Genomic DNA, 25890 nt, shown 5'->3' with positions numbered 1-25890 from the left:
GTTTAAATGAATTGATCTCCAAAATTATCTTTAACGCGTTGCAATGTTTCTTTAATATCTTGTTCTTTAGACTTGGGAAAGATAAGTAAAACTTCCTCTTTGTCAACTACTATATAATCGTTTAAACCATCAATTACAACGAGTTTTTTTCGGTCGGTCCTGATCATATTTCCCGATGCATCTTCGGTTAATGTTTGCGCATTTACAACCGCATTATTGTTGGCGTCTTTACCTAGTTTATCATATAAACTACCCCAAGTTCCTAAATCATTCCAGTCAAAAGTAGCAGGAAGGACATACACGTTTTTTGAGGATTCCATAATAGCATAATCCACTGAAATATTTTCAGCTTTACCATAATTCTCGGCTATAAAAGAGGCTTCATTTTCGGTGTTGTAAGCCGATATTCCGCTTTCAAAAAGTTTGAATAAATCCGATTGATTATTTTTAAAAGCATCAATAACGCTCGAAACACTCCACATAAATATTCCAGCATTCCACAGAAAATTTCCTTGCTCTATAAATGCTTTAGCGGTTTCGTAATTTGGTTTTTCTCTAAATTGCTTTACAGGTTTAATTTCGGTTTCAGTCGTTTTGTTATATTCAATATAGCCATAACCTGTGTTTGGAAATGTAGGCTTAATACCTAAGGTCATGAGTGCATCATGGGTTTTACAAAATTCGAAAGCCAGTTTTACATTGTTGGTAAAAGCAACTTCGTCTTCAATCCAATGATCACTTGGTGCCACAATCATTAAGGCATTTGGATTTTCTTTCTGAATTTTTAAAGATGCATACAGAATACAAGGTGCTGTATTTCGCATGGCAGGTTCCAATACGACTTGGCGTTTGGTGACTTCTGGAAGTTGTTCAAAAACCAAATCGTTATAACGTTCATTGGTAAGAATAAAAATGTTTTCTTTTGGAATAAGCTTGCTTAATCGGCTGAATGTTTTTTGAATTAGCGTATCACCAGTTCCTAGCATATCATGAAATTGTTTCGGGAAATCTTGAGTGCTTACGGGCCAGAAACGTGAGCCTACGCCTCCTGCCATTAATATGGCGTAATAATTTTTATTCATTTAGTTTCATTTAACCTTAACAAGAATGCCTGTTTAAAGTGCTATTCTTGGAAAGATATTCATTAATCATTTATAACGTCTACTTCTGCATTTGGGTTGAAAAGATACAATTTTCCTGTTTTAATTTCAATACATTCAATCCGTTTTACACGTTTATTTCCTTTTTTGAAAATTTTACCATTGTATAGTTTGAAATTTTGCCCAAAAGGGATTTCAAACACATACGTTTTGTCATTTTGTGGATCAAATTGTTTTAAAGCGAATGCTAATTTTATATCCGTATCACTACTAGCTTTTGGGTTTTTAAAGTGATTGGCTAAAAGTGGTAATAAATCCATTGGAAAAATAGCGGGATTTAAAAATGGTAACATCAGTTTTTGAAACGTGTGCTTCCATGCTTTTCCATGTGGCTTAATATTTTTTCCAAATGTTTTATAAGCTTCAAAATGTGCAATTTCATGAATTAACGTTATTAAAAAACGATAGGAATTTAAGTTTGAATTTATAGTAATTTCATGCTTTCCGTTAGGCAGCCTTCTATAATCACCATGACGCGTTTTGCGTTCTGTTTTAATTTTCACAGTTAATTCATCATGATCCAATAATGCTATTATCTGCGGAATAGCAGCATCAGGAATATAGGATTTTAGGGTGTTTTCCATATTGCAAAATAACGCAATTCTCGAATAATTATTTAGGATTGAAGCGAGTTATTTTTAACATCTATTAATTCTGAAAATAGACATAAAAAAAGCCAATTTCATGTATGTGAAATTGGCTTTTTTAATCAAAAAAATAACGTGATTATTCTTTACTTTTTTGATCTTTTATAGTCTTTTTGTCAATATCAAAATCGTTTGTTTTAATATTGGTATTTGCGGTTGGATTTGTTGGATTTGTCTGTTCCTTGGTTGGTTTAAATTTTCTTTTATCCGTTATAGTTCCCATAATTTTTATCTTTTTGTGTTCACTTTAATATAATAAAAAATGCCTGTTATTTTATTAAAACTATCTTAAAATCAGTCTATTAAATGTTAAAATTTGCTTGATGTAGGATTGTGATAAAAACTGGCATATACCAAGTTTAGGAATTAAATAAGTTTACCTTTGCGGCTAACAAAAGAAGTGACATCTGTATTTATTAGATTATCACTTCACAAATACGTTATATGTCATTTAAAACATTAGGTTTGTCTGACGCCCTTTTAAAAGCGGTCAGTAAGCAAGGATATGAAACACCTTCGCCAATTCAGCAAAAAGCAATTCCAGCAGTTCTAGAAGGACGCGATGTATTAGCATCTGCGCAAACAGGAACAGGAAAAACGGCAGGTTTTACACTTCCGTTATTACAAATACTATCACAAACACAAACATCTAATCGCAGACCTATTCGTGCGTTAATTTTAACGCCAACGCGTGAGTTAGCGGCACAAGTCTATGAAAACGTAAAATCTTATAGTGAATTTACAGATTTACGTGCTTTAGTTATTTTTGGCGGTGTCAACCAGAAACCACAAGTAGCATCTCTTAATCGTGGGGTTGATATTTTGGTAGCAACACCAGGACGTCTTTTAGATTTACAAAATCAAGGTGTTATTTCATTAAAGCAGGTTGAAATTCTTGTTTTAGATGAAGCTGACAGAATGTTAGATATGGGTTTTTTACGTGATATTGAGCGTATTATGGCTTTAATGCCAGCTAAAAGACAAAATTTATTGTTTTCGGCAACCTTTTCAAAAGAAATTAAAAAGCTTGCAAGTGGTATTTTACGGAAGCCTGTAATGGTTGAGGCAACTCCAGAAAATTCAACAGTAGATGCTATTACTCAAAAAGTATATCGTGTTGCGAAAGCCAAAAAAACAGATTTAATTATCAAGCTGATTTTAGATGGTAATTGGAATCAAGTACTTGTATTTACACGTACAAAGCATGGTGCTAATAAACTTTGTAAAAAAATGATAAGTAGTGGTATTACTGCTGCTGCTATTCATGGAAATAAAAGTCAAGGTGCAAGAACCAAAGCATTAGCTGGTTTTAAATCTAGTAAAATAAGTGTGTTGGTAGCAACCGATATTGCTGCACGTGGTTTGGATATTCCATTGTTACCGCATGTTATTAATTTTGAATTACCGAATATTTCTGAAGATTATGTTCACCGAATTGGTAGAACAGGTAGAGCAGGAGCAAGTGGTGAGGCTATTTCATTGGTAAGTGCTGATGAAACAACATTTTTACGCGATATTGAAAAATTAGTTGGTGAGCGAATTCCCGTAACTATTTTAGAAGGTTTTGAACCAGATCCTAATGCATCTACACAACCTATAAAACAAGGTCAAGGTAGAAGTCAACAGCGAAGCCCTAAAAAATCGCAATCTAGTTCTAGAAAACCTTCAGATAATTCTTCTAGAAAATCGAGTAGATCTAACGAGAGTCGTTCTTCTAATAGACGACCAAAAAGTAGAAGGGATTAGACTATGAGTCCAGAATTAAAAACGAAAATAATACACGTTTGCAATACTAAAATAGCACAGAAAGGCGAGAATGTTGGCTTGTCTTTCTATGCCTTTTTTGAAAATAAAAACAATAACCCAAAGTTGTTAATGGAAGCTGCAACTTGGTGGATTGAAACACACCAGTTGGATCATTTTGAAAAAGCGCTTAAAATTAAAGATTTAGTTAGTTTATAATATGGAGCAACAACCAAATAATCCATTACATGGTATTACGCTTGAGAAAATTATTCTAGCTCTCGAAGCGCATTATGGTTGGGAGTATATGGGGTATACCATAAAAATAAAATGCTTTACTGATAATCCCTCGGTTAAATCTAGTTTAAAATTTTTAAGACGCACACCTTGGGCTCGGAAAAAGGTTGAGGACATGTATTTAAAAATGCTAGATAATAAATAATATTTAGTCTGTAGGATGGAATTTCAGTATTCTAAAAACTACTGTGATCTTTAATTAAATTCCCAACCAAAAGTAGATTGGAATACGTAATCTGAATCAGATGCACCTTCAACTGGTTTGCTGTCGTAGTTATATGTTAGGCCTAATTTTATAAAAAAGTCTAATGGCAAGTCATATTTTAAGTTCAAATTATAATCTGCACGATACCGACCGCCTTCTGTTAAACTGGGATAAAAAGTAAGGTCTGTATTTAAACTGAAATCGCTAAAATCGAACATGTTTAATGTCAGGTTTCCGTAAGCTTCCATGGAGTTACGATTGGTGTTAAATTCATCACTGAAATTTTCATTGTTCCAAGCAACACCAAATCCACCACCGAAGAATAATTTATTTGAATGCACGAAATATTTTCCTAAACCACCTTTAATAGTTGAACGTAATTTTAATTTCTGCTCATCATTAGATAGAAAATTTGCTTCAGTGGAATAGAACCAATCATTTTTCATAAAATAGTTAAAACCAACACTAGCATCTGTACGTTTCGTTTCTGCTACATCATCTTGATTACTTCGTACAGAATTATAACTACCTGTTAAAAGCCATTTATAGGCTGTATAACTTAAATTACTGCTTACTGAAAACTGGCTTAAATTATTGCTTTTTGTGATGTTATACCCAACGGAAACCGATGCGACAATTCGAGAAATAAAATCATTTTTTACAGGTTTAATATATACAATATCCTTGATGGGTATGATAAGTTCAGTGCCATCAGCAATTATTGTGACTTTGGTGTCATCACCAGGTTTTGTGTTTATTGAACTATTAATTCTTTTTCCATTGGAGAGGGTTAATAAGTAGGTTTGTTTGCTTCTAACACTTTTTATATCTATCCACGTAATTTTAAAATCTGAATCACTATAAGAAGTCTTTACTATTACAACACCTCTGTCCATCGATTTTATTTCACCAATTATTTTATCATTGTTTTTTAAAACAATCGTATCGTTTTGTGACCAAGAAAGTTGAGAAAATAAAATGAATAGGATTAGAATAAAAGAACTTGAAAATATTTTATTTTTAATGTATTTTTTTTGCATAGTTGGCCGGTTTAGGTTGGAATTCTAAATACAACAATAAAAGGTATTAGTCAAAAAAGCGTATTCGGCTATATTTTTTTTAAAATGAATTTTAGAATTATATATCTTAAGAGTAAAATGAATGGAAATCCATGAAATAATAAATCAAGCCAATCCATTAGTTGCATACCAACGCCACCTCCTGCTATCCACTTTAATTTTCCCCAAACATGTGGTTCAGGAAAAAAAGGAGCAAGCCCTAACGTTAGGCATAATAAAAGTAACAACTTCCAGTTGTTAAGAATTTTAGACATCCTTGAATATTTATGGTTGTATGTTTTTTGTAAAATTATGAATTTTTTCAATACCAGTACTTTTAAGATGCTTAATAAAAGCACTTCCAATGATGGCACCTTTGGCGTATTCCGTTGCTTGGTTAAAGGTTTTATTCGTAGAAATTCCAAAACCAATTATTTGTGGGTTTTTGAGTTTCATGGCAGAAATTCGTTTAAAATAATCAAGCTCTGCGTTACCAAATCCGGACTGACTTCCTGTTACGCTGGAACTGCTTACCATATAAATAAATCCATTAGAAACACTATCAATAAAACGAATTCGCTCGTCTGATGTTTGAGGTGTAATTAAAAATACGTTTATTAGGTCATATTTTTCAAAAAGGGCTTTGTAATTATCATGATAGACATCCACAGGTAAATCCGGAATAATAAATCCGTCAATACCAATTTCTTGACATTTCTTACAGAAAGCTTCCACACCATATTGTAGAATTGGATTGAAATATCCCATAATAATCAACGGAATTGAAACAGTTTTTCGAATATCTTTTAACTGACTAAAAAGCACTTCTGTAGTCATACCATTTTTTAAAGCTTGTGTAGAACTTGCTTGAATAGTTGGGCCATCAGCAAGAGGATCGCTGAAAGGCAAACCAATTTCTATCATATCCACACCGTTTTCTTCCAACTTTTGGATAATGGGAACGGTATCTTCTAAATTTGGATAACCAGCTGAAAAATATATGGATAATAGCTTTTTATTTTCTTGTAATTTTTGATTGATTCTATTCATGAACTTCATTTATAAATTAAAATAATCACTGTAAGTACTTAAATCTTTATCACCACGACCTGATAGGCTCAATACGACAATATCATCTGGTTGAAATGACTTCGCTTTAAATACAGCCAACGCATGAGCCGTTTCAATAGCCGGAATAATACCTTCTAACTGGCTTAATTCTAAACCTGCTTCCATAGCTTCATTATCCGTTATGGCTATAAATTCCGCACGACCGGATTGATATAAATGCGCATGCATGGGACCAACACCTGGATAATCTAATCCTGCAGAAATAGAATAAGGTTCTGTTATTTGCCCATCCGTAGTTTGCATCAATAAAGTTTTGCTACCATGAATAATACCTATTTTTCCTAATACCGATGTTGCAGCACTTTCACCAGAATGAACACCTTTTCCAGCAGCTTCAACAGCAATTAATTTTACGTTGGTGTCCTCCAAAAAATGGTAATAAGCTCCAGCAGCATTACTGCCACCACCAACACAGGCAATAACATAATCAGGATTTGGACTGCCTTCATGTTCTTGCAACTGCCATTTTATTTCTTCTGAAACAATAGCTTGAAATCGTGCTACCATATCTGGATAAGGATGTGGACCAACCACACTACCAATAATATAATGGGTGTCTACGGGATTGTTAATCCAATCTCTTATCGCCTCATTAGTCGCGTCCTTTAGCGTTTTACTTCCAGATGTTGCCGGAACTACTGTAGCGCCAAGCATATTCATTCGAGCCACATTGGGAGCCTGTCTGGCCATATCAATCTCGCCCATATAAACAATACATTCTAATCCCATTAATGCGCAAACTGTAGCCGTAGCCACGCCATGTTGTCCTGCGCCAGTTTCGGCAATAATGCGTTTTTTACCCAAGCGTTGCGCCATAAGAATTTGTCCAATGGTATTGTTGATTTTGTGCGCACCTGTATGATTTAAATCTTCCCGTTTTAAATAAATTTTTGTGTTGTATTTTTCTGAAAGGCGCTTGGCAAAATACAATGGAGACGGTCTGCCTACATAATCCTTTAGTAAGGCTTTAAATTCTTTTTGAAAGTCTGGTTCTGCCATGACTTTTAAATATTTTTGACGTAACTCCTCCACGTTTGGATAAAGCATTTCTGGAATGAAAGCGCCTCCAAATTCTCCGTAATAGCCTTTTTCGTTGATGTTGTAAGTCATATTGTTTTGTTGTTAGGTCGTTAAAATTCAATTTGATATTTCGACCGTTTTGCTTCTCGATACTATTTTTGTCGTTCCTTAAAAATCACTAGAAGTGATGCAACTTGTTTTTAAATTTTTCTATTGCTTCAATACTTTTAAGTCCAGGCTCTACTTCAAATTGGCTATTCACATCCAATGCATAACACTTTTTTGAAACATCTTGCTTTAAAAATTCTTTAATATTTGCCACTTCATCTAAACCAATGCCACCACTTAAAATAAATGGTTTGGCTGAAGGGTATTCTTTTAAGAGTTTCCAATTAAAGGTGAATCCATTTCCGCCTTGAAGTTCGCCTTTGGTATCAAAAAGATATTTACTGACTTTATTTTCAAAAGGCTGTAAATCTTTAAAGTCGAAATGTTCTCCAACACTAAAAACTTTCCAAACTTCAAAATCTTTGGCTGCATAAAGCTTCGCGAGTCCGTTGAGCATTAAAACAAATTCCTTGGTTTGGTTACCATGTAATTGAACAGCATCCAAATTATAATTATTTGCCATGGTTATGATTTCTTCTGGTGAAGCATCTACAAACACACCTAATTTTTTAATGGTATTAGGTAATGTTGGGATAACACCATCAAAAAAGCGAGCTGAATTTTTATAAAATATGAAACCTAAATAATCGGGTTGCAATTTAGCAACAGCTTCTATATTGTCTGGAAATTTCATGCCACAAACTTTCAATTTCATAGCTAAAATTGGTTTATAAAATGATTAGCGCTTTCTCCAGGATTATCCGTCTTCATAAAATTTTCTCCAATTAAAAACCCTTGGTAACCGAATGGTTTTAATTCTTTTATAGCTTCTACATTACTGATGCCACTTTCAGAAATCTTTATAAATTCGTTTGGAATATAACTGCTTAACGTTTTACTCGTTTGCAAAGACACTTCAAAGGTTTTTAGATTCCGATTATTTACACCAATCATATCTAAACTCGGCATAATGGATTTCTGCAGTTCTGCTTCATTATGAACTTCCAATAGTACTTCTAACCGTAAGTTTTTAGCAAATTCGGAAAAGCTTTTAATTTCTTCTTGTGTTAGTATGGCAGCTATCAATAAAATAACATCTGCGCCATAGGCTTTGGCTTCTAAAATTTGGTAGCTATCAATAATGAATTCTTTACGTAAAAGCGGCAAATTGCAACTTGATCGTGCTAATAGTAAATCGTCTAACGATCCTCCGAAATATTTGCCATCCGTTAAAACAGACATACCACAAACACCAGATTTTTCATAACCTTGAGCTACATCAAATACATTTAGATTATGATTTATAACCTGTTTGGAAGGTGAGCGTCGTTTATGTTCAGCAATAATACCTGAAGGACTATTTTGTAAATTTTTAACGAGTGAAATGGTTTCGCGCTCAAATAAAACAGATTGCTCCAATTGAAATGTAGGAATAAGTTGTTTTTTTAATGCAACTTCCAAGCGTTTATCTGCAACTATTTTTTCTAATATATCCATGACCAATTTCGTATTTATAAATGCTTTTTATTTCTTACTTAAAGCCACTAGTTTTTTAAATCGTTTTTTAGCTTGACCACTTTTCAGGGATTCTTGCGCTAATGCAAAACTCTCTGAAATGGGTATGTTTTTCACTGTTGAAATAGCTAAAGCCGCATTGGCACAAACCACATTATTTTGGGCAATGGTGCCTTGTCCATCTAAAATATGCGTGAATATTTTAGCTGATGAAGCAACTGAATCACCACCATGAATAGCTTGTTGAGACAATGTTTGCACGCCAAAATCACTAGGGTTAATCATTTTTTCTGATGAGTTAGTAATCACTTTTGCTGAACCTGTTAATGATATTTCATCATAGCCATCTAAGGCATGAACAATGCTATAATTTTTGTCCGAATTTTGATAGAGATAACTATAGAGGCGCAATAATTCTAAACTAAAAACACCAACTAATTGATTTTCTGGAAAGGACGGATTAACCATAGGGCCCAACATATTAAAAAATGTTTTCACGCCTAATTCCCGACGAATTGGTGCTACATTTTTCATGGCTGGATGAAACAAAGGTGCATGTAGTACACAAATGCCTGCATCGTCCAAACAGGTTTTTAAAAAACCTTTATCGCTACTAAATTTAATGCCCATATGCTCCATAACATTGGATGATCCGCAAGCGGAAGAGACGCCGTAATTGCCATGTTTTGAAACATGTACACCAGCTCCAGCTGTAACAAATGAAGCCAAAGTTGAAATATTAAAGGTGTCTTTACCATCGCCTCCAGTACCGCATAAATCTATGGCGTTATAACCGTTTAAATCTACAGGAATACACAACTCTAGTAAAGCATCACGAAAGCCTTGAAGTTCTTCAAGCGTAATATTTCGCATCATATAAACCGTTAAAAATGATGCAATCTGACTTTGATTGTAATTGCCTTTTGAAATATTAACCAATACACCTTTAGCTTCATCGCTGGAAATGTGCTCTTGATTAATAAGTCTGTTAAGTATGTTTTTCATCTTCTTGATACTATTATTTCGTTCTTCAAAAATTACTCGAAGTGACGTTTCTGGTTAATGATATTTTAATTAATGACGGAACCTTTCTTTTTAATTAGTCTTATTTTATTGGACTTTCGAGTTATTAAGTTATTATGGCAATGAGTTATTTTGGCACTCCTACTTAGTAACCGAATAACACAATAACAATTCACAACTTCAGAATCCCATTAAAAACTAAAAATTTACAATGTATTACAGTTTGTTTTTATTCCATTCACCCATTTAACTCTTCAGCCAATTTGCTAACATCTGCTTACCATTTGGTGTTAAAACAGATTCTGGATGAAACTGAACACCACGAACATCAAATACTTTATGACGAAGTGACATTATTTGCCCATTTTCATCAAAGGATGTTGCTTCTAAAACATCGGGTAAATTTTCTTGAACAACCCATGAATGGTAACGACCTACTTCCATGCTTTTCCCTAATCCATTAAAAAGTGCTTCATCATCAACTGATACCGTAATTTGTGTAGCAACACCATGAAAAACAGTTTCTAAATTGGTTAAAGTTCCGCCAAAAACTTCACCAATGGCTTGTTGACCTAGGCAAACTCCTAAAATGCTTTTTGTTGATGCATATTTTTGTATGATTGCTTTTAGTAAACCTGCTTCATCTGGAATACCTGGTCCTGGAGATAAAACAATTTTATCAAACGCATCAACTTCCTCTAAAGTGAGTTGGTCATTTCGTTTTACAGTCACTTCGCAATCCAAATCTTCTAAATAATGCACCAGATTATAGGTAAAACTATCGTAGTTATCAATAACTAATATGTGTGTTTTGTTTTTCATTTTTAAATATCGGTTGCCAATTCTATCGCCTTTGTTAAAGCGCCTAATTTATTATATACTTCTTGTAATTCGCTTTCTGGATCCGATTTTGACACCAATCCTGCACCAGCTTGCCAATGTAATTCGTGGTTTTTACTTAAAAAGGTCCGAATCATAATGGCATGATTAAAATTACCATGAAAATCCATAAAACCGATAGCACCTCCATAAAAATCACGACTCGTTGTTTCATATTTTTCAATGAGTTGCATGGCTTTGTGCTTGGGAGCACCACTTAATGTTCCAGCGGGAAATGTATCTGCAACCATTTGCATAGTGTTTGTTTCTGCGTGCTTTATGCCAGTAACTTTGCTAACCAAATGAATAACATGTGAAAAGAATTGGACTTCTCGGTAGGTTTCAACTTTTACCTGGCTGCCATGGCGACTTAAATCATTTCGTGCTAAATCTACCAACATAACGTGTTCGGCATTTTCCTTATCATCTTCAGAAAGCTGTTTGGCAAGAATAGCGTCTTTTTCATCATTTCCAGTGCGTTTAAATGTTCCAGCTATGGGATGGATTTCTGCTTGATCTCCTTTTACTACTAATTGCGCTTCTGGCGAACTTCCAAAGATTTTAAAATCGCCATAATCAAAGTAAAACAGGTAAGGTGACGGATTAATACTTCGTAAAGCGCGATAGACATTAAACTCATCGCCTTTAAATTTTTGTGAGAATTTTTTCGACAATACCAACTGAAAAACATCACCTCGTGCACAATGTTGTTTAGCAAGCTCTACTTGTTCCTTATAGGCATTATCTGTTAAATTGGACGTGGTTTCTCCTGATGTTGAAAAGTTAAATGCAGCAAAGTTTCGGGACGTAATAAGTTGTAAAATCTCATCAATATTTGTTTCCGTATTAAAACAATGTGCAAAAATATAGGCTTCGTTTTTATGGTGGTTAATGGCAATAATATTTTGATATACAGCATAATAAATGTCTGGAATGTCTTGATGACCTTCTTTTTTAGCGATAGAAATATCTTCAAAATAGCGAACAGCATCATAAGCCATATAACCAAAAACACCATTATTTATAAATTTAAAATCGGTGTCCGAATGTATTTTAAAACGCTTGGTGAATTTATGAATACTATCCAGCACATCATTCTTTTTTGATATTTTATGAATCAATTGACTGCCATCAGGAAAGTTTTGAGTGATTTCTTCATTTTTCACTGATATAGATGCAATAGGATTGCAACAGATATAGGAAAACGTATTATCGTTAGCATGGTAATCGCTACTTTCCAATAAAATACTATTCGGGAATTTATCGCGAATTTTTAGGTACACACTCACAGGTGTTATAGTATCCGCAAGTATTTTTTTATAATGTGTGTAAAGACTAAATGTTTTCATAAATATGATTTCAAAAAAAAAAGGCTTGTCGTGAATGACAAGCCTTTTTGAGTATGTTTAATTTAAATATACGGATAGGATTAGTTCACGAATTTTGAGTTTCGATTGTTCCACCACCACGTATGATTTAAAATTGTGTTCATGAGTATTTTAATATATGCCAAATATAAAATGAAAATTTAACTAACCAAAAATTATTGCATAAAAAAAGGTTTAAAAGGTGTTCTGTTCGTTTAAATGTTTGTTAAACAGCAAATCATTTAAAAACAAATATGTATTTTTAGCTTATGAAATATATGCTGTGTTTTTTGGTGCTTACCGTTTGGAGTTGTCAAGATGTTTCTAAAAAAGAACAAACTCAAAATACGAATCGCAATATTGAACAGGTTGAAGATAGTCTCGCTGTTTATAACTTTGAAGGACTAAAGCCCTTTCTAAATAAAATGGATGACACCATTTATGTGGTTAACTTTTGGGCTACTTGGTGTGCGCCTTGTATCAAAGAATTACCAGCTTTTGAAAAGTTAGGAAACGATTATAAGTCTGAAAATGTGAACGTATTATTGGTGAGTTTAGATTTTCCGCATCAATATGAAACCAAACTTAAACCCTTTATTAGTAAGCATAACTTACAGTCTGATATTTTAGTCTTAAATGATGTGGATGCTAATAGTTGGATTCCCCATGTAAGCGCGGAGTGGAGTGGTGCTATTCCTGCAACACTTATTTATAATAAGGATAAACGGGCTTTTTATGAGCAAACTTTCACCTATAAAGAATTACAAACAGAACTTAATAAATTTTTAAAATAATAATGAAAACACTTAAAACAACATTTGTGCTTTTAGCAGTGATATCCTTTTTTGCTTTTACAGTAAAAACAAAAGATTCTGGCTACAAAGTAGGTGATATAGCAACTGATTTTAGCCTAGAGAATATAGATGGCAATATGGTTTCCTTAAAAGATTACACAGACGCCAAAGGTTTTATCGTGATTTTCACCTGTAATACGTGTCCATATTCAGTGGCTTATGAAGATCGTATTACAGCATTGGATAAAAAATATGCATCAAAAGGATATCCAGTTATTGCTATTATGCCCAATAATCCTGAAATCCAGAAAGGGGATAGCATGGAAGCTATGAGAGCTAGATCCAAAGCGAAAGGTTTTACATTTCCATATTTAATGGATAAAGGGCAGAAAATTTATCCGCAATATGGTGCTACAAAAACGCCTCATGTATACATATTGGATAAAAAATCCAATGGCAATCAAGTAAAATATATAGGTGCTATTGATGATAATTATCAAGATGCCAATGCGGTGAACCAAAAATATGTTGAAGATGCTGTTGATGCGTTATTGGCAGGAAAAACCATTAAAGAAACACAAACGCGTGCCATTGGTTGCACAATAAAGGTTTTATGAGTTTAGAATGTTCTCTACAGACTATGGCGTTTGGCAGAAAATGAGAAAAAATTAAGAAATCCGAAACGTAACATTTCGGATTTTTTTTCGTCTATTAATGAATAAGTAGTAATTTTGAAGAAATAAAAATTAATATGTCAGATTTAACACAAGCCGCTTGGCGTGAGAAATTAGAAAAAGATACTGAAGCAGTTATTATAGATGTTCGTACAGATGAAGAAGTAGCGGAAGGTATGATTCCTAATGCTGAACAATTGGATATTTTTCAGAGTCAGGTATTTATGGAGAAAATTCAAACTTTAGATGCTTCAAAAAATTACTATATCTATTGTAGATCAGGTGGTCGTAGTGCGCAAGCTTGTGCTATTATGAATCAATTAGGAATTGAAAATGCTTATAATTTAATGGGTGGATTTACGGAATGGACAGGTGAAGTAATTGAACCATAGAATAAAAAATTATGAAAAATATATTTGGAATAGCTTTATTAATTATTGTTTTGGGTTTTACTAGTTGCCAGCAATCGTCTAAAAACGATGTTATTCAGGCTGTTACAGCTGAAGAAATGCAAATGCTTTTAGATCTTGATGATGTGCAACTAATTGATGTTCGTACTCCTGAAGAATATGCTGAAGGTTATATTGCTAATTTTCAAAATATTGATTTCTTATCCGAAACCTTTGATGAAGATATCTTAAAGTTAGATAAAGATAAACCTGTTATTTTATACTGTAAATCTGGAGGTAGAAGTGCTAAATGCGCTAAAAAAATGCTAGATGCCGGTTTTACTAAAATTTATGATTTAAAAGGCGGTATTTCCAAATGGGAGCATGATGGCCATGCTGTTGCTGTGCCAAATTAAAAAATCCTGTAATATAATTTATCACCTAATTAATATCCACATCCTAAAATTCACGGGTAGCTAATAAATAGGCAGATACAATCAAAAATCGATTGAGTTTTGAGAGTAGAATAGCCGTTTTGGTTTAAAAATTCTATAAAATACTATTACGATTTAAACCTATTTTCATAATAAGTATGTTTGCTGTAGTGGCAACATAAAGAATGTAATACCAATTAGATCAATTCGAATCATATTTAAAGAGGTAACAACATACGTGTTAAAAAGGATACATATATTTTAGGCGATTTTGATAAGCTTCAAAACTAAAAAAATTCGAACGTGAGTCCATGTTTTAAACAATTTTCATTCATGAAACGCGACGCTAAAATATATGTATTCTAAATTATAAAAAGGTACAGTTTATTTTTTTATCAATTTAAACTGTTGTGTTTGTTGTTCTGAACGTAATTCCATAAGGTACATGCCAGAATCTACGTTTAAATTAAAGCTGAAATTTTCTGAATTAATGCTGTTTTCCGAATAAATTAATTGCCCAGCAATATTATAGATATTTACGGTAACATTACGTAAATCGTTTAATTTTAAGTTCACCAAACCGTTTGTAGGATTAGGGAAAACAGAAGCTTTCTTGGAGTTTACACCTGTTTGAATGCTTAATGTAGGACTAAAAGAACATGGAAATGGTATTTGAACGTATTCTGTTATATTGTTAACCGTCCAATTTGCTACATTATTTATTGCAGCTCTAACTACAGATACATCACCAATAGCTACTGCGCAATTGTATATCATATTGTCTATTTCGGAGTTGTCTAAAATATTGTAAACCCAGATAGCATTTACACCATTGGTAAGTGTATCTGGTAATGCTGAAGTAGAGTTAGTGCTGGATGCTCCATCCCAATTAGCCGCATTGGTTGTTCCTGCAACTAAATTAAAGTGAATTGCAGTTATAAAACTTGCTGAACTATCAAATGTCCCTTGAAAAGCAAAAATTTGATCACCAATAATTGAAATAAGCATGGCAGAACCAGAGCAGGAACCTATTGAGGCAATTGGTGTGCCGTTTCCGTTATTAGTCGTGATATTTACGACTGTACCTATAGTCAAGCCGCTAGTTGCAGTCCAAACAAATACACCATTATCACCATTCGTATTGTTAAAACCAACGCCATCTGTCCAACCTTGATCTGTGAATTTTATTTCCGTTCCAGATTCAATAGTTTTCAATAATACAAACGAAAATTGATCGACTGAACCATCAGCATTTAACGCTACAAAAGCAATATCACCAGCTGTTAAGGTTGTTTGTGCGGAAATTGTGTGATTTCCAATAAGGAATGCAAAGCAAATAAGTAAAATTTTTTTCATAATAAATAGATTTGGGTTAAGCAACAAAGATATCTTTTTTTAATTTTAGAGAACCTATTCGATTATGTCAAATTTCTATATAATTTTTATAGTTTTAATTTATTCTTGGCCAACTCCAATAATACCAAATAATTAGGGATGTAATGATGCTTTCTAATATTGCAAAAAACACGTAAAAGCTATTCATAGCTGTTAAAGAATTAACAGCTATGAATAGCAGCATTAGCGTAAATATAGAACCAAAAAGAAAGTTGAGAATTCGGTTTAGTTTGGGTTTTAGAATATGAGATCCTAATACCATAATTGAAGGAATAGCTAAAATGATAGACGCAATTAATAAGCTAATTGGACTGTCTAAAATGTTTTTACCAGTAAGTAGGCTGTCAATTTTACCAGGTGTATACAGCTCAAAATAATCACCATATAAATAGCAGAATGTTACCGAAGCCCATAATGCGGCTAGTTTTAGTTTGATGTTTATTGTTGGGTTTTCTAGCCTAATTAATTATTCAGTTTATAGGTTAATTAGTATGTGCTTTATTTAAAAAGACACAACATTTTGGCAAATGGTTGCCATACTAAAAATATAATCACCTAATTTTATAATGATAGATAATGCATAAATGGTCTAAAACTTTATGTGTAACTATTACATGATATTTATTTAAGGTTGTAATTTCCATTTGCCCATTGCATAGTTGGTTCCATCCAAACTTTAAGCGGTTTGAATAAAAAGCCATGACCCAATGCCGTATTGAGTTCAATTTCTTTAAAATGTTTGATTTTGCAAGTTGAATTTTCCTTGCGTTCAATTGCTGAAACACCAAACGAATCCGATTTTTCATAAATAGTTAGAATATTTCCACAATAATTTATTTCAGGTATATTTTGAATATCACGTTCCCTAAAACACGCAATAAAAACAAAATTCAAATCGGGATTATTTGCCAAGGTAGAAACATATTGTGCAATATAACCGCCTTTGGATGTGCCAACCACTGTTATTTTATGAGGCTTAATGCCGGTTTTAATAAGGCTATCAATTTGGGTTACAATTCCAATAGCATAATCTCTAGCATTGACATTGCCGTGTCGCTTTTCGCTAATGACTTGAAAGCCATTTTTTTTAAATTCGGAAATGATTTCGGTGTATTCTGTCCGTCCAAATTCCGGATGCTCGTCTTGCAGTTCATGTTCTTCTAAAAAGCGGTTGTGTAAGAAGAAAATATACTTATCATCTGAATCTTTTCCGCAGGCAAAAAGTGTTACGAAAAACAGGATATAAATGATATTGTTTATTTTCATGGGTTGCGATTTTTTATCCTTTTTCAAGTTTACAACTATTTGTTTTTGCGATTTATTTTATTACCTGATAAAAATGCATCTAATAATTCAACCTGATACACCAAACTATCTGTGTTTTTCAAAAAGCGCATGGAAGCATCCCGATCTTCCATGTAAAATTGATTGGAAGATTGAGGTACTAAATATATTGTATTCGGTCCCATTATAAGAAATAGACTGTCATTTTTGGTTAAAACTTCTATATTCATATTTTCATTTAATGCGTAGTTTCCAGCATATTCTTTGAGCAGATTTTTATTGATTTTCACAGGTTTTCTAGCTAAAGGAAGCCTATAATTCTTGTTTTTTAGTATGGCTTCAATACTGTTTGAAATTTCTTCAGCAACGGGATGCCTGCGATTAGATAAAATAATAATGGTCGTTTTCGTTTCTGGATTATGAATCAATGAATAGCTGAAACCATCATCTTCCATATAACCATCAATTTCTAATGACTTTTTGGATGATGCGTTAATTATTTTTGCTAAATCGGAGATGGTGGATTTCAATCCGTTACTACTAAATGTTATTTCCAAATTAGAAACAGGCGCTTTTTGCAATTCAAGTCCAGTGCCGCGATAATTATGAAACAAATAACCCGTAGCTAAAATAGCATTTGTTTTGTTGAAAAAAGTATTTTCTAATTTCAGGTCATTACCGTAATTAGCAAGATTTTCTTGAAAGGTTTTTTCGCTTATTTTTTCAATAAGCATGCCTAATATATTGTAATTTAATTCGCTGTATTCAGGTTTTTTAGAGGATGACAATGCTATATTGGTAAAAACAACCGTTTCATAATCTAGCTCTGGGTTTTCCTCTTGAATTTGCTGAATGGTTGGTAAATTGGTTTTGTGATTTAGTAAGTCTTCAATTGTGAACGTGTTTTTTATGTCTGGAATATATTCTGAAATACTATCAGACAATCTGAAAGCGCCTTCTTTTTCCATTTTGTGAATAATTCCAGCGGTAATCAATTCGGAAATCCTACCAATTTTAAAAGCGGTTTTGTTTGTGAATTCTATGTTATTCTCATAATTTGCTAATCCGAAATTTCGATTATAAATAATGCTATCGTTTTTAGAAACTAAAATAGCACCACTAAAACGGTTTAATTCTAGGTAGCGGTTTGCGAGACTGTCAATTTTATTGTTGTTCAGATTTTCTAAACTTTCGCCTTTTGCTTCCGGTTTCGTTTGGCAGGAGAGGAAACTGAATAATATAAGTGTAAAATAAAATAGTTTGTTTGTCATGATGTTACCAATTTCCTTTTTCATATAAATCTAAAAATGAAGCTGCTGATAAATTAAAGATATCCACTAAAAAATGTGCCAATATAATCCATCGTAGGCTATTGGTTTTTTTATAGACGAGTCCCCAAATGAGTCCCATAATAAAGGTTGAAATTATGACAACCAATCCGCTATTCAATTCTGAATTTACACCAAAAGCAGCATGGTTCATGGCAAAAACAAAACTTGTAAAAAATATAGCTTGCCATTTAGACCAATTTTTTGTGTAATCCAGAAGTAGACCACGCCAATAAAATTCTTCCAACCAAGGGTTTATTAATGCTAATAATATCCAAGGTAGCCAAACGTACCAAATATCTAATGTGTCATAATGCATTAAAAATAATGGAAGTGGAAGTATGCCAATAAATAGAGCCAAAATATTCCAGCCAAATGAGCCTTTAGGTTTTTGTAACCATTTTTGTCTGGTTTCCTTTTCAGTATAGCGTAAAATAAAAAATAGAAATAGGCACCATTCAATTACTATAATTGGAATAAATGCCCATTTGCCAATAATATTGCCAAACAGAAAGGCAATCCCAAAGTTAATGGCAATAATTAAAAATGGCGATGCTAGAACAATATTCCTGTTTGATACTTTCATTTACAACGCATTTAAATGTTTGCGTGCAAAAAGGTAGTTCTTTTTTGTGAGATGAAAAGCCAATACTAATATCCATTCTTTGGCAGTATCAATTCTTCAAGTCTAATTTCTAGCTGTTTTGTTGAATGCATTTCAAATAAGTATTGCTAAAATAACGCCTAAAGTTGGAGCTGTAGTATATTTTGAAAGTAAAGAATATTTCAAAAAATTAAATCATGGAACTAACAATAATATCAAAAAGCCAAGGGAATTCCAACCAACCCTAAACTGCCATTGGTTTGTTGGATTACAAGTAGTGTCTGTACGGCAAAAGACTAATGCAAACGTGCCTATAAATTGGACGATGTGCTAAGCGTATTAGTCATGAAAAAAGAAAAGAGGCTGTCGTAAAAGGGAAACCCTACTCTAAATGTCACATTGAGCGCAGTCGAAATGCTTTGGTTTTCATAATATTAAAACTTAGATTATGCGCAGTTTGGCAAAGGATATTTACTTTTTAGACAGCCTCTTTATTCTGTAGAAGTCTTATGAGTTAAACTAAAAATGATACACAGCAATACTTTACAGTCATAAATTGTTTATTTGAATCTAGAAAAACTATATGATCTTTTTTACCTGCTTATTTTTTGGATTTATTATTGCTATTATGGGAAGTATTGTTCCCAGTTTTTTAAATCTAACAGTTGTTAAATTCAGTTTAAAAAGTGGCCGAAAAGCGGCTTATTACTTAATTGGAGGTTATGCAACGGTTTTGTTTTTTCAAGCAAATATTGGTGCCTATTTATCCAGTGTTTTGATGGAGAATTCAGAATACATTACTACTATTCAAAAAGTAGGTACAGGAATTTTATTGCTGTTATCTATTAATTTTTTCAGACTTCATGTTACTAAAAAGAATCAAAAAAAGAAGGTAGAAATTGAAAAGTCGCGAGCGTATTTACACGGCATCGTTATGTCCTCATTAAATATGGTTGCCATTCCATTTTACTTTACATCCATATCGTTATTAATCGGGTTAGACTATTTTGAGTATTCGTTGCTCAATAGTTTCTATTTTTCCATTGGCTCCACGGTTGGTTCATTTATTTTGTATTCCGTTTATGCCACTATTGCTGATAAAATTGAACACAAACTGACTTTTATAGCTACTAAAATGAATTTTATTTTAGGGTGTATAACTGCTATTGTGGGAATTGGGAATGTGGTTTATTTGATTTGATTGTTGTTGTGTGAATTCCTTATTTATCTGATTTAATAAATTGCAAAATTTCATCATACCTCTTATTCCAAGGAAAAATAAATTGTGACATCATTGGTACATGTTTCTTATTTAAGAAAATGGGTTCTATATCTGGTTGATAGGTTTTTAATTTTGCAACAAAAGCTTCGTTTTGCGAAATGATTGAATTATAGGTTTTTTCGCCTACATAAATTAAAAAAGGAGGCATGCTTTCATCCATAAAATAAATAGGAGAAGCGTCTTTCCAGTTTGCTGGATCTTTAGTCCAAGTTACATCATAATGATGTTCGCTTGTTGGTGGGTTTTTATCTAAATATGTTTTCATATCTAAACCAGCGGCATCATTTAAAATAACACCTTTAAGCACATTCTTATTTTCTAAATATTTTGGATTTGTAGCAATTAAAGCAATTAAATGACCTCCAGCACTATGACCCATGACATAAATTTGTTCAGGATCACCTTTATACTTTTCAATATTTTTTACAGTCCAGTTAACTGCTTGTGCAATTTCTTTAGCCATCGAATCATAATTAGCATTCGGACTTAACGTATAGCCAGCAATTACAGTGACAACATCACTTTTGGCAAAATTTCTTCCTAAAAACCCGTAAGTGTTTTTGTCACCTTCTGTCCAATAGCCACCATGCACAAAAATCACCACCGGATTTTTTGCAGCTTTGGAATTTTTAGGTTCAAAAACATTTAACGCAGGCTGCATTGTTGTTTTAGTATCTGCAGATTTTAAATAAGCAACATCTTTTATTTTTCTAGAAGCGCAGTTACAAAGTAAAATAGAAAACAGTAGAAGGGAACCTATTTTTGTGTTCATAGTTTTTTTTAACAAAGTTAAGATGTATTGGTTAATTATTAAGGAATTTGAATTATCTAAATTATAAAAAATATAGTTTGTTTTGTAAAAGTGTATTCGATTACAATACCATCTTCCTTAAATTTAATAACAAACGTGTTTTTTCGCCGATATAAAATAATCCATGTTATAATTCCAACAGAAACGATAATAGATAAAGCCTTCATCCAAATCATTTCTAAAGAATCGGTTAATGCAATTCCAATTCCTAGAATCATGAATGAAGCAATTACGGCTTCGTAATTCGAGTAGCTTGATGATGAACTATATTTAGCCATTTTTTATTACCTACTTTAATTGGATATAATGTATTGATTATCGTTTTTTATTGATAATTATCATATTTTCTTCAGTTCCTTTTAAGAGAATCAAATTCTTTTAATAATTCAGGTTTATCCATTATTAAAGTCTTATTTGAGAATGGGTTTTTTCGCTAGAAAAAAAGGAGCCAATATCAGTCGGAACAATTTCAGAATTATCTTTTGATACATAAAATATATCAGCATCAATTAATTGATAATTTGTAGCGGTAAGTTATTTTTCAATTTTATACTCTACAGATACCAATTCAATAGAACTAACTATTCCAATGTTAAGCGATTCTTCTTCGTCAAAACTAATAGTGCAATCGGAATTGGCTCCAATGACATAGCAAGGCGAAGAACTTGTTGCAATATTTGAACTTATAATGCCATCTATATTCGTTGTAATTTTATGAAATCCCGTTATTGCCGTATTATTCGGATTTGAGAATTTTATTTCATAGCGCAATCTGTTTGTGTTATTTCCCGTATCTGGCGTAAATTCAAATAGTATAACCTCATAAGTTATATTCTGTAATTCAGTTTCTACTGGTGCAATCATCTCATCATCACTCGGACAACCAAAGAGAAGAAGAAAGGTTGGTAGTAATAAAAGAGTTTTTCTAATATTCATAATTTTGTTTTTATTTAATTAATCATAGCAACTGGATATGGACCATGGTCTAAATCTAGATTCTGAATTCAAATCTAATAAAATTAAACTAAAAAGCTTTAGAGTAAAGTAGCAACACATTATTTTAATTGAAGAGCACAGCATTCGGAATAAATATCAACTTATTAGAACAAATTGTCAACTGGTTTGTCAACTAGATTATGAAGTATTTTAATAAAATCAGGATTAATATATGACGATACTTATAGAAGTACTTTGGTGAAAAGTTAATGAGTTTTTACTTGTTTTACAGTACTTTGTTGTGCGTAGTTTTTATTCCAAGTTTAGCGTATTAATATAATCTCTCGTTATCTTTTCTACTTCTTGAGAATGCTGTCCATACCAAATAAAATGCTCACCATCTTTTATTGAATGTAATTCAACACTATTTCCCAAAGACTGCATTTTATTGTAAAAATACTCTGCTGTACTATAAGGACAATTCCTGTCTTTCTCTCCGTGAATTAACAAAAATTTTGTCAATGTTTTCTTAATAAGATTATTAGGTGATATTTCTTTTACTAAATCTTTATTTTCATCATATTCTGTTATCCATCTATTACTATTAGAAGTTAGATTATAAACAGCTGAATTTACAATTACTACATTTGGCTTTGGACTTATGGCAATATTATCAGTTTTTTCATTCCAATTATCTACTAAAGTCGTAGCTATAGATAAATGACCACCTGCTGAATTTCCTGTTGCTAAAATTTTGTTCGGGTCAATTTTATATTTTTTTGAATGTTCCCGAAGCCAACGTATTGCAGATTTTGCGTCTTTGACTGCTTCAAATGGATATGTGCCTTGTCTTCCTTTTATTCTATATTCTACAGATGTGGCAACCCAACCTTGTTTTGCATATTCTTTTGCAGTTTCAAAAAACCAATCAGGTTTCCCTTCTGACCAACTTCCTCCGTGAAAGTAAACAATAGTTGGTCTATTTCCTTTAAAAACAGTTGTGTCAGGTAAGAATATGTGCATTTCCAGGTTAAAACCATCTACTTTTTTATATGTTTCAATAATATGAGATTCTCTCTCTTTTTTGCTAGATTCGTATATCTTTTGAATTTTTATTTTGTATTCTGAAGTTTTGGAAGAAGTGATAAAATCTGCATAAAAAGTGTCTATGTTTTTAATTCCCAAATTGTCGATGTGATTGAATAAATATTCTTGTTTCCAAAAATCATTTGCATCTTGATTTCTAAATGTTGTTTCGATAGTATTCCAATCGGCAGTCAATTGCTGATTATCTATTTTGGCATATATACCACTTTTCAATTTTTTGTTAGATTCGATTCTAATATAGGATATTATATATTCCTTTAAAACCGAATTGGAAAGTAACTTGATATCGTTAAAATTTTTAAGGTTTTCTTTTAATCTCGATTGATTTTTTTCTGATAAAGTTGTTTTTTCTCCTGTAAAGTTTTTGTGATTTTGTGGATATTCAAGAATGAATTTGTCGAAGTAATAATTTATTCCCAAGGCTTCATCATTAAATGTGTATTTGTCCAATTTTCCTTTATATTCTTTTAGTTGTGCCGTGTAGATATTTTTTAAAGAATCAACCTTATGAGTAAAATTAACTTGATTTAACGAATTGAATGTATAGGGATTTGAACGTAAATATTTCCAAGGTGCGCCAAGTGCAACCTGCTCTTTCAAAAAGGTTTTTTTGATGGATTCAGTATTTACGTTTTCTTGTGATTTGCAACTTTGAATTGTTACTAAAAGTAATAGAAGTAAGTATTTTATTTTCATAATTGATTGATGTTTCTATCTAAAGACTAGTTCTATTTCCGATTGTTACACAAATTACGTACAACGTTTCGTGTATGAGCAGTGGCGTGGGACGTCACGGACAATTGCAAACAAGTACTTACCATTGGAAATTCCGTAGGAATTTCCAAGTAGGCGAGGACAAACCATTGCTTATACACATTGTTGGCATTTCGTTTTTTATTTCCAATTATCCCAATGAAATTCCATTTGAGCTATAAAATTGTTGTCCAAATTAGCCTTTACCACGTCTATTTCAAATTCATTTATAATGATTTTTGCTAAATTAAGTTGAATGAGCGCAAAAAATAAAAAAGTAGGATTAATTAAACCCTCATTTCTTTCGGAGTAAAGAATTGTCATTCCAAGTCCGTGCGCATAAGTAGAGTAATGATTTTGAATCATTTTTGAGAAATGTTCAGGAATTTTAGCAATGTTATATAATTCCTCCCAGCTATAACGTTCTTTTTCAGAATCTCCTGATATGTATTTCCAATTTCTGTTTTTAATGATTTTCGGTGTGGCTAAAATATCTAATTTTTCTTTTTTTATCTTTTCAATTATGTTAGCAATGGATTTTTTATCGTGAATAATAATGTCATTTGAAGTATCAAAGGATTTGACAAACCTGTTGTCTTTTAGACTACTTGCAAAATCAGATATTGTATTGATTCGACTTTGCAATGAATCGATTAAGTATAGATAATATCGTAATTGTTTTTCATTCTCATTTGAATGTGAGGTGAGTAAATAGAAACCTGCATAATTGTCAATTATCATTCGAGATAAAGTAGCAAATGTCTGGGTATTGCAATTTTCACTATTTAAATTTTTGAGAATAATTAGGTTCGATATTAGGTTTTTGAAAATGTTGAATACACCTATTTTCTTCGTCAATAATTGAGATTTGTTATCTATACTTCTATCTAAAATATTTTCGATTTTTCTTAATTCTATTAAACAAGAATCAAACGATAATTCCATTAATTACTGGTTTTTTTTTAAATGAATGCCAACAATTGGATATAGACAATTGTCTATACCTACATTATGTCATTATCAAATATAAGATATTTAAACCCAAAGTAGAAATACGTAGATCTACGTAATTTAAGTGTGTAGAGGTATCGCTTGGAAAAAATAATTTTAATCATTTTTGCATAAATAAATTATCCCAAAAATTATTCCTTAAAAAAAATAAAACCATGTAAGTCAAACTCTTACGGGGTTAAAAGTGGGGGTCGTCGAGATTAACTGCGTTGTTCCCAATCACTCCCATTCTGTAAACGCAACCTGTTCTGCTTTCAGCCCAAGCGCTTTTAAACAACAAAGCTCAATCAAGTAAAACTTGTTGAGCTTTTTATGCTTAAAATCGCAACCATGTTGCGGGTAATTGTGGAGTCGGAGGGAATCGAACCCTCGTCCAAACAAGCCATCAAAGGGCCTTCTACACGTTTATTCTTTTCTTGTTTTTTCGTGCGTAAGCTGGTTAAAGACAACCCACTTACACCTTATCTTTTTGAGTTTCACATATACATCAAAGCGCCATATATGCTATATTAACTTTTACGATGTCTCTTATAGAACGCCGTTAATCAAGGCTTTCAGGAGACATTTAGCCTTCCTACCTAGTAGGAATAAGCACAAATCTTACTATAATTCAGATTATGCAGCTAAAGCGTAGTTATTCTCGCCGTTTAAAAGTGTGACCTAGCCTTTTACGTGTTTCAAAGTCATTACACGACGTGCTTACCAAATGAGTGATCTCGCTGTCAAAACCAGTCGACCCCATTTAATGAAATAGCAAAATTTACTTTTGCGTGATTGAATTATCCCAAACGTGATTTGGGATCTCTTCAGCAAAATTGCTTTTGCATCCTTTAATTTATCCCCATTTTACTTCGGGAATCTATTTCAAAAAAAATCATTTTTAAAAGATTTCTGAAAAGGAAAGCGAAGTTACCAAAAAAAAGTTGTGCAACAAT

29 protein-coding genes and 1 other RNA gene are annotated in these 25890 nt (G+C 32.4%); 8 read left to right on the top strand and 22 right to left on the bottom strand.

The annotated features are described in order from the left end of the window. Positions 1–2 precede the first annotated feature (2 nt). From ES675_RS09710 to ES675_RS16440, 3 genes are all read right to left on the bottom strand, one after another. Entirely contained in the window at positions 3–1082 is a 1080-nt protein-coding gene (locus ES675_RS09710; protein WP_066254637.1) for a mannose-1-phosphate guanylyltransferase, read from the bottom strand. A gap of 62 nt (positions 1083–1144) precedes the next feature. Further along, positions 1145–1744 carry a SprT-like domain-containing protein gene (locus ES675_RS09705; RefSeq protein WP_066254640.1) on the bottom strand — a complete coding sequence of 200 codons (600 nt, stop codon included), beginning with the start codon at positions 1742–1744 and terminating at the stop codon, positions 1145–1147. Between the two features lie 142 nt (positions 1745–1886). Beyond that, positions 1887–2030, bottom strand: coding sequence for a hypothetical protein (locus ES675_RS16440; protein ID WP_170244084.1), 144 nt, complete (start codon positions 2028–2030; stop codon positions 1887–1889). 221 nt (positions 2031–2251) lie between these two features. Here ES675_RS16440 and ES675_RS09700 point away from each other — a divergent pair, with 221 nt between their 5' ends. The 3 genes from ES675_RS09700 to ES675_RS09690 are packed head-to-tail and all read left to right on the top strand — an operon-like array spanning position 2252 to position 3992. Then, positions 2252–3553 carry a DEAD/DEAH box helicase gene (locus ES675_RS09700; RefSeq protein WP_066250854.1) on the top strand — a complete coding sequence of 434 codons (1302 nt, stop codon included), beginning with the start codon at positions 2252–2254 and terminating at the stop codon, positions 3551–3553. 3 nt (positions 3554–3556) lie between these two features. Next, positions 3557–3769 (top strand): DUF6500 family protein, encoded by a 213-nt coding sequence (locus ES675_RS09695; RefSeq protein WP_066250858.1) that lies wholly within the window; start codon positions 3557–3559, stop codon positions 3767–3769. A gap of 1 nt (position 3770) precedes the next feature. Continuing rightward, positions 3771–3992, top strand: coding sequence for a VF530 family protein (locus tag ES675_RS09690; RefSeq protein ID WP_066250864.1), 222 nt, complete (start codon positions 3771–3773; stop codon positions 3990–3992). 50 nt (positions 3993–4042) lie between these two features. Here the strand turns inward: ES675_RS09690 and ES675_RS09685 are convergent, their stop codons facing one another. The 8 genes from ES675_RS09685 to ES675_RS09645 all read right to left on the bottom strand — a co-directional run bounded on the left by ES675_RS09685 (position 4043) and on the right by ES675_RS09645 (position 12135). Continuing rightward, complete coding sequence (locus ES675_RS09685) at positions 4043–5092, bottom strand: DUF481 domain-containing protein (RefSeq protein WP_066250867.1); 1050 nt, start codon at positions 5090–5092, stop codon at positions 4043–4045. A 303-nt stretch (positions 5093–5395) separates the two neighbouring features. After that, positions 5396–6160 (bottom strand): tryptophan synthase subunit alpha, encoded by a 765-nt coding sequence (trpA, locus tag ES675_RS09675; RefSeq protein WP_066251235.1) that lies wholly within the window; start codon positions 6158–6160, stop codon positions 5396–5398. 9 nt (positions 6161–6169) lie between these two features. After that, positions 6170–7351, bottom strand: coding sequence for a tryptophan synthase subunit beta (gene trpB, locus ES675_RS09670; RefSeq protein ID WP_066250875.1), 1182 nt, complete (start codon positions 7349–7351; stop codon positions 6170–6172). 88 nt (positions 7352–7439) lie between these two features. Beyond that, positions 7440–8084 (bottom strand): phosphoribosylanthranilate isomerase, encoded by a 645-nt coding sequence (locus tag ES675_RS09665; RefSeq protein WP_066250877.1) that lies wholly within the window; start codon positions 8082–8084, stop codon positions 7440–7442. Positions 8085–8086: 2 nt separating this feature from the next. Beyond that, entirely contained in the window at positions 8087–8866 is a 780-nt protein-coding gene (gene trpC, locus ES675_RS09660; protein WP_066250882.1) for an indole-3-glycerol phosphate synthase TrpC, read from the bottom strand. A 27-nt stretch (positions 8867–8893) separates the two neighbouring features. Further along, positions 8894–9889, bottom strand: coding sequence for an anthranilate phosphoribosyltransferase (trpD, locus tag ES675_RS09655; RefSeq protein WP_066250885.1), 996 nt, complete (start codon positions 9887–9889; stop codon positions 8894–8896). Between the two features lie 264 nt (positions 9890–10153). Further along, positions 10154–10729, bottom strand: a complete 576-nt coding sequence (locus tag ES675_RS09650; protein ID WP_066250889.1) for an anthranilate synthase component II — start codon at positions 10727–10729, stop codon at positions 10154–10156. Between the two features lie 2 nt (positions 10730–10731). Then, positions 10732–12135 (bottom strand): anthranilate synthase component I family protein, encoded by a 1404-nt coding sequence (locus ES675_RS09645; protein WP_066250893.1) that lies wholly within the window; start codon positions 12133–12135, stop codon positions 10732–10734. Between the two features lie 287 nt (positions 12136–12422). Here ES675_RS09645 and ES675_RS09640 point away from each other — a divergent pair, with 287 nt between their 5' ends. The 4 genes from ES675_RS09640 to ES675_RS09625 all read left to right on the top strand — a co-directional run bounded on the left by ES675_RS09640 (position 12423) and on the right by ES675_RS09625 (position 14426). Next, on the top strand, positions 12423–12947 hold the full coding sequence (locus tag ES675_RS09640) for a redoxin domain-containing protein (protein WP_066250896.1): 525 nt from the start codon (positions 12423–12425) through the stop codon (positions 12945–12947). Positions 12948–12949: 2 nt separating this feature from the next. Then, positions 12950–13564, top strand: a complete 615-nt coding sequence (locus ES675_RS09635) for a thioredoxin family protein (RefSeq protein WP_066250899.1) — start codon at positions 12950–12952, stop codon at positions 13562–13564. A gap of 134 nt (positions 13565–13698) precedes the next feature. Then, positions 13699–14013: a rhodanese-like domain-containing protein gene (locus ES675_RS09630; protein WP_066250905.1), complete on the top strand. Its 315-nt coding sequence runs from the start codon at positions 13699–13701 to the stop codon at positions 14011–14013. A gap of 11 nt (positions 14014–14024) precedes the next feature. After that, positions 14025–14426, top strand: coding sequence for a rhodanese-like domain-containing protein (locus tag ES675_RS09625; RefSeq protein ID WP_082985895.1), 402 nt, complete (start codon positions 14025–14027; stop codon positions 14424–14426). Between the two features lie 402 nt (positions 14427–14828). On the opposite strand, the gene ES675_RS09620 is transcribed toward ES675_RS09625, so the two are convergent. From ES675_RS09620 to ES675_RS09600, 5 genes are all read right to left on the bottom strand, one after another. Further along, on the bottom strand, positions 14829–15800 hold the full coding sequence (locus tag ES675_RS09620) for a T9SS type A sorting domain-containing protein (RefSeq protein WP_066250908.1): 972 nt from the start codon (positions 15798–15800) through the stop codon (positions 14829–14831). Between the two features lie 94 nt (positions 15801–15894). Beyond that, the gene (locus tag ES675_RS16620) at positions 15895–16275 is read right to left on the bottom strand and encodes a DUF6326 family protein (RefSeq protein WP_255365500.1); all 381 of its coding nucleotides are present in this window, start codon (positions 16273–16275) and stop codon (positions 15895–15897) included. Between the two features lie 185 nt (positions 16276–16460). Next, positions 16461–17105: a hypothetical protein gene (locus ES675_RS09610; protein ID WP_066250913.1), complete on the bottom strand. Its 645-nt coding sequence runs from the start codon at positions 17103–17105 to the stop codon at positions 16461–16463. 35 nt (positions 17106–17140) lie between these two features. Then, the gene (locus ES675_RS09605; protein ID WP_246126247.1) at positions 17141–18418 is read right to left on the bottom strand and encodes a serine hydrolase domain-containing protein; all 1278 of its coding nucleotides are present in this window, start codon (positions 18416–18418) and stop codon (positions 17141–17143) included. After that, entirely contained in the window at positions 18399–19037 is a 639-nt protein-coding gene (locus tag ES675_RS09600) for a CPBP family intramembrane glutamic endopeptidase (RefSeq protein WP_066250917.1), read from the bottom strand. Before ES675_RS09600 ends, ES675_RS09605 begins: the two co-directional genes overlap by 20 nt. Positions 19038–19638: 601 nt before the next feature. Between ES675_RS09600 and ES675_RS09595 the strand changes: the two genes are divergently transcribed. Further along, a complete protein-coding gene (locus ES675_RS09595; RefSeq protein ID WP_066250925.1) occupies positions 19639–20256 on the top strand; it encodes a LysE family translocator in 618 nt (205 codons plus the stop codon). 19 nt (positions 20257–20275) lie between these two features. On the opposite strand, the gene ES675_RS09590 is transcribed toward ES675_RS09595, so the two are convergent. From ES675_RS09590 to ssrA, 6 genes are all read right to left on the bottom strand, one after another. After that, on the bottom strand, positions 20276–21109 hold the full coding sequence (locus tag ES675_RS09590) for an alpha/beta hydrolase (protein WP_066250927.1): 834 nt from the start codon (positions 21107–21109) through the stop codon (positions 20276–20278). A 56-nt stretch (positions 21110–21165) separates the two neighbouring features. Next, the gene (locus ES675_RS09585) at positions 21166–21426 is read right to left on the bottom strand and encodes a hypothetical protein (protein ID WP_066250931.1); all 261 of its coding nucleotides are present in this window, start codon (positions 21424–21426) and stop codon (positions 21166–21168) included. 256 nt (positions 21427–21682) lie between these two features. Further along, positions 21683–22084, bottom strand: a complete 402-nt coding sequence (locus tag ES675_RS09580) for a hypothetical protein (protein ID WP_148367412.1) — start codon at positions 22082–22084, stop codon at positions 21683–21685. Positions 22085–22396: 312 nt separating this feature from the next. Continuing rightward, positions 22397–23887 (bottom strand): alpha/beta hydrolase, encoded by a 1491-nt coding sequence (locus tag ES675_RS09575; protein WP_066250939.1) that lies wholly within the window; start codon positions 23885–23887, stop codon positions 22397–22399. Between the two features lie 198 nt (positions 23888–24085). After that, positions 24086–24889 (bottom strand): hypothetical protein, encoded by an 804-nt coding sequence (locus tag ES675_RS09570; protein WP_066250944.1) that lies wholly within the window; start codon positions 24887–24889, stop codon positions 24086–24088. Positions 24890–25298: 409 nt separating this feature from the next. Further along, positions 25299–25695: a transfer-messenger RNA gene (ssrA, locus tag ES675_RS09565) on the bottom strand. Between the last annotated feature and the right edge of the window lie 195 nt (positions 25696–25890).

It is taken from the genome of Algorimicrobium algoritergicola (genome assembly GCF_008086165.1).
GTDB lineage: Bacteria > Bacteroidota > Bacteroidia > Flavobacteriales > Flavobacteriaceae > Algorimicrobium > Algorimicrobium algoritergicola.
Note: the sequence above shows the minus strand (reverse complement) of the source record. Positions and strands in the feature narration are given on the sequence as shown.